Here is a 1,579-nt window from a genome sequence, read left to right on the forward strand (position 1 = left end):
CCGCTTCGGCGTTCAGGCCGATGGTGTTGGCCACGCGGCCGATCGAGACGATCAGCTTGTCGACCTCGAGGGTCTGCGCGCCGCCCTTGGCGTCGGTGTAGGCGATGCTGACGCCCTTCTTGCCCGACTTGACTTCGCCGACCGTGACGCCGAGCTCGATCTTCAGGCCCTGCTTGGTGAAGGCCTTGTGCGCTTCCTTGGCGATCTGCTCGTCGACCGCGCCGAGGAAGGTCGGCAGCGCTTCGAGCACCGTGACTTCGGCGCCGAGCCGGCGCCAGACCGAGCCCATCTCGAGGCCGATCACGCCGGAGCCGATCAGCGCCAGCTTCTTCGGTACGCCCTGGATGCGCAGCGCACCGTCGTTCGAGAGGATGTTCTCCTCGTCGAAAGGCGCACCGGGCAAGGGGCGTGCATTGGACCCCGTCGCGACGATGATCTGCTTGCCGGTGATGCTCTCTTCGGCAGCGCCCGCGACCTTGATCTCGTAGCCGGCGTCGCTCGCCTTCACGAAAGAGCCGCGGCCGTGGAAGAACGCCACCTTGTTCTTCTTGAACAGGTAGACGATGCCGTCGTTGTTCTGCTTCACGATCGCGTCCTTGSGCGCCAACATCTTCGCAACGTCCAGGCCCAGGCCTTCGACCTTGATGCCATGGTCGGCGAAGCTGTGGCCGGCATGCTCGTAGTGCTCCGAGGACTGCAGCAGCGCTTTCGAGGGAATGCAGCCGATGTTGGTGCAGGTGCCGCCGAGTGCCGGACCGCCCTTGGCGTTCTTCCACTCGTCGATGCAGGCCACGTTGAAGCCTAGCTGCGCCGCGCGGATGGCAGCGATGTAGCCGCCAGGGCCGCCGCCGATCACGACGACGTCAAACTGTTTGGACATTTGGATCTTTCTGTGGGTGATCGTGTTCGTCACCGCGTCCGTCCTCGTTCGCCGCAAGCGAAGCGAGGCCCGTTCGGGAACCACCGCGGAACCGGCTTTGCCGGGCCGCGGGTGGTGCCCCCTCGAGGGGGAGGCGGCTACACGAAGTGAGCAAGCAACGGGGGTGGGTCAGATGTCGAACAAGAGGCGCGACGGGTCTTCCAGCGCTTCCTTCATGGCCACGAGCCCCAGCACGGCTTCGCGGCCGTCGATGATGCGGTGGTCGTAGCTCATAGCGAGGTAGTTCATCGGGCGCACGACGATCTGGCCGTTCTCGACCACGGCGCGGTCCTTGGTCGCATGCACGCCCAGGATGGCCGACTGCGGCGGGTTGATGATCGGGGTCGACAGCATCGAGCCGAAGGTGCCTCCGTTCGAAATCGAGAAGGTGCCGCCGGTCATTTCCTCGATGCCCAGCTTGCCGTCCTTGGCCTTCTGGCCGAACTCGGCGATCTTCTTCTCGATGTCGGCAAAGCTCATCTGGTCGGCGTTGCGCAGAATCGGCACCACCAGGCCGCGCGGCGAACCGACCGCGATGCCGATGTCGAAGTAGCCGTGGTAGACGATGTCGTTGCCGTCGACCGAGGCGTTGATCACCGGGTACTTCTTGAGCGCATGAACAGCGGCCTTCACGAAGAAGCTCATGAAGCCGATCTTGAC

2 protein-coding genes are annotated in these 1,579 nt (G+C 64.4%); both read right to left on the reverse strand.

Annotation, left to right across the window (positions count from 1 at the left end; genetic code table 11):
- A partial coding sequence (locus tag AC1D2K_RS34430) for an FAD-dependent oxidoreductase (RefSeq protein ID WP_478094889.1) occupies positions 1 to 880 on the reverse strand: 880 nt, incomplete at its 3' end.
- 168 nt (positions 881 to 1,048) lie between these two features.
- Positions 1,049 to 1,579: 2-oxo acid dehydrogenase subunit E2 (locus AC1D2K_RS34435; RefSeq protein ID WP_478094891.1), on the reverse strand; the 531-nt coding region annotated here is incomplete at its 5' end.

This window comes from Variovorax sp. P1_H12_2 (assembly GCF_056405335.1).